Origin of the sequence: Moorena sp. SIO4A5 (assembly GCF_010672005.1) — a bacterium.
GTDB lineage: Bacteria > Cyanobacteriota > Cyanobacteriia > Cyanobacteriales > Coleofasciculaceae > Moorena.
Window position 1 is genome coordinate 1 of record NZ_JAAHHZ010000498.1, and the last position, 3,561, is coordinate 3,561.

Annotated in this window: 3 protein-coding genes and 1 pseudogene; 2 read left to right on the plus strand and 2 right to left on the minus strand. The window is 41.1% G+C overall.

The genetic code is table 11. The features are described from left to right. Positions 1-72: 72 nt before the first annotated feature. Positions 73-468 carry a DUF433 domain-containing protein gene (locus F6K57_RS39900; protein ID WP_293074362.1) on the minus strand — a complete coding sequence of 132 codons (396 nt, stop codon included), beginning with the start codon at positions 466-468 and terminating at the stop codon, positions 73-75. 123 nt (positions 469-591) lie between these two features. Beyond that, positions 592-1,001: pseudogene (gene tnpA, locus F6K57_RS39905) on the minus strand (IS200/IS605 family transposase). Between the two features lie 58 nt (positions 1,002-1,059). Here tnpA and F6K57_RS39910 point away from each other — a divergent pair. Then, a complete protein-coding gene (locus F6K57_RS39910) occupies positions 1,060-2,442 on the plus strand; it encodes a transposase (protein WP_293074364.1) in 1,383 nt (460 codons plus the stop codon). 382 nt (positions 2,443-2,824) lie between these two features. Beyond that, positions 2,825-3,028: an NblA/ycf18 family protein gene (locus F6K57_RS39915; RefSeq protein WP_070395823.1), complete on the plus strand. Its 204-nt coding sequence runs from the start codon at positions 2,825-2,827 to the stop codon at positions 3,026-3,028. The last annotated feature ends 533 nt before the right edge of the window (positions 3,029-3,561 follow it).

Consider the following 3,561-nt stretch of genomic DNA (forward strand, 5'->3'; position numbering starts at 1 on the left):
TTTTTAACAAAACCTAACTATCAGTAATCATTCAGCTGCTATCAGCCAATGGCCAAGGCCATTGGCCTTGGCTCACGGCTGACCGCTGACTGCTGTTCGCGCAGCGTGCGCGTAGCGCATATGCTTAAGGAAAAAGTGACATACTCCTAGCCTCTGTTTTTTGGCTAATCGTGAGATAAGTTTGTTATACAGAGACGGATCAGTGGTTTGTAATGGTTGAGCCATGGCATTAAACTCTTCCTCTTCCAAAGCGAGGTAAGTATCAATCTGCTCACGATTAGCTAAGTAGAACGCGATCGCTCCGTAAACCTGTTCAAGGGTCAACAGTGGGAAAGATTGAACAATACTTTCTGGTGATAATCCGTTGCGGAAAGTATATACAACGGAGTCTAGAGAAATTCGTGTGCCTGCAATCCAGTAACCATTGTCCCGATATTCTACATAGGTTTTAACTTCTATAACTGGCATCAATTTACCTTGAATATATCTATTGAGATCATATAACTGAAACAGAAAACTAACAAGCGAGAGTTAGCCACCTAATTTATTAGGTGGGCGTGGAGCGAACCGGGATTCATCCCGGCTCTTGTATTATTTGCCTTTTTGATTCTCTATATACCTTTTGACGGTTTCTGTGTTAGCGTTTCCGGTAGTTGAGCAAAAATAACTAGGAGACCAAAGAGTTGGGAGTTTTAGCAGTTCAGGGAACTCTCTTCTAAGATGATGGGAAGCTCGCCCTTTTACTATGCATGATTATTACTGATGGAGCGAAAGTAGGATCTACCTCCAAGAACATGTGGACGTGATCTGGCATTATCTCGCTTTGCGATCAATCGCCAGTTGTTTTCTGCGCATAAATCAAAAATAATATCTTGTAATCTCATTTTTACCTTCCCGACGAGTACAGACTTCCTTCTCTTAGGGCACCAGACAAAGTGGTAATTCAGCAATGTTACCGAATGTGGATTTGTCCTGAAAATATTTTCAGTTATTGCACTCATAGATGTTGACAGTGGACGTATAGTCAATATATATTATAAACAATAAGGGAGCAACAAGATGTACGGATGTCAGCAGCACTTAATAACTACAACACCGGAGAATCAGGCAGTCATAGAGTTTATTTGCTCGGAGGCTAATAAGCTTACCAATTGCGGTTTGTATTACGGCCGTCAAATGTTATTCAAAAATGGCAAATACCTTAATAATGCCGAGTTGGACAAAGTCATGAAGAGTAACGTCCACTTTAAAGCCATGAGATCGGCATGTGCTCAGCAAACACTGCACGGAGTTGTTGAATCTTTTAAGTCTTACAAAGCCCTCAAGAAGAAGTACGACAAAGGGCAGTTGACAGACAAGCCTAGAGTTCCGAAATACCGGAAAAAGGGCGGCTTAGCTATCGTTAGTTATCCTGCTCGATGGGTGAAACGTTGTCTAGGCCAACTAAAATTTACTTTAGGAAAGCAGGTTAAAGCTTGGTTTGGAATTGAGCACTTCTTGCTTCCGATGCCATCCAATATCGATTTCAAGTTGATAAAGGAATATCGATTTGTCCCTAGGAATGGCTGTTTTTATCTAGAGTTTGTGTACGAGAGAGAAAATGTTGAGCCAATCGCACCAACGAATAATGTTTTAGGTATTGATCCAGGTCTAAGTAACTGGCTAACTTGTGTCTCTAACGTAGGTAAGTCATTTATTATAGATGGCAAAAAAGTTAAATCTCAAAACCAGTGGTACAACAAACGTGTAGCTGCGATCAAGAAAGGGAAAGCCCAAGACTACTGGGATGATCAGTTAGCCTCTTTGACTGAAAAGCGCAACAGGCAGATGCGCGATAATGTGAATAAAGTAGCTAGGTTTATCGTCAACTGGTGTCAAAGGAATGAAGTTAGTACAGTCGTATTTGGATGGAACAAGCGGAACAAAGACAGTATTAACATTGGAAAAAGGAATAACCAGCAGTTCGTGCAAATTCCTACTGCTAAGTTGAAAAATAGAATTGAGCAGTTGTGCCTTGAACACGGTATCAAATTTGTTCAGACAGAGGAAAGTTATACCAGTAAAGCCAGCTTCTTAGATCGTGATTTTCTACCTGTACTTGGTGCGAAACCCGAGGGGTGGAAACCTAGCGGAAAAAGAGTAAAGCGTGGTCTTTATAAGTCAGGGAAAGGCGCATTAATTAACGCCGACTGCAATGGAGCTTGCAATATTCTTAGGAAAGTAGCGACACAGCTAGGGTTCCCCCTAGCCGAGGTCGGTAGAGCAGACTTGAACCTGCCACAACGATACAAATTGGACTCGTTATCTAGATCGTATCGTGAAGCGTCGTGCAGCGCGGTTTTAACCCGCGTAACGACACGACTCTTAGAATCCACGCGGTTTCAACCCGTGGAGAGTTCAAAACTGGAACAAAAAACTGAGATAAATACTGAGGCATTCTAGTCTTGTCTGCCAATTATTCTGAAACTATCGATATAGCAATCAGAACTTAGATACAGATAAGTATTTTTACTTACGCTACCAGATTGGGGGCTCCGGTTTCTCTGGATATCCCCTGAAGCGCGGAGGCGTTTTCTGGTTGCTTTGCCGATGCGATCGTTAAGGATGGGTTTTGGTCGGATACAAAGTACCCGCAAGGGTACTGTAAAGTTTCCTAAAATTTGCCATCATAACTAGTATAAAGCCTATTTAGAGTAATCCTTGCATAAAAATCCCAACTCAAGGTGATAAGTAATTAAGGAGTAAAGTTACCCACTCCTAATTAACTTGATAAAAGGTTCTAACGAATCGGTAATTTCTGAAAACTTATAGGAGTCAAATCATCATGGAAAAACATCAACCAATAGAATTTTCCCTAGAACAAGAATTCAATCTTAAGGTGTTTGAGACGCAAATTCAAAACATCGACCTTGACCAAGCCAAGAATCTTCTGTGCGAGCTCTATAGACAGATGTCAATTCGTGAAATTTATTTCAGGAATTTCGTTAAGCACAGTTTAATCGGAGATCCTCCACCTTGGAGTGAGTAAGCTCAGGGGGCAAGGGATGAAAGTAAGCTATAAGCTTATGTGCTACGCACACCCGTGCGCGTTCAGCTATCAGCTATCAGCTTGTATAGCTAAGCATTCGTTTAATTTATTGCGAATCGGCGCAGCTACCCTGGGTTTATGTTAAGCATGATAGCTGACCGCTGACCACTGACCGGTGACCACTGACGGCTAAATGCTTACTTTTGTCTAATACGGTAAATTTGCAAATTAAATTCTGATTAGCTTAACCCAATTCTCCGGAATCCACAGCTAAATTACTGAAGAAACAATAAACACAGCAATTAGAGTCAAGGCGACTGAGACAGAATAACATTATTAAGTGCATCATGTAGGTAGCTATAAATACATTTAAACTGAATTGCTAAATTATCGATGAATTCAGTAACTCAGCAATTCAGGGTTATTTCTCACCTACTTACTGTTCAAATGGTCAGTTAACCAAGGCTCTCTAGCTTTAATTCACAATCAAGGAGTATCCCATGGTAAAACAAATGTGCTGGTTATCGAGCTTT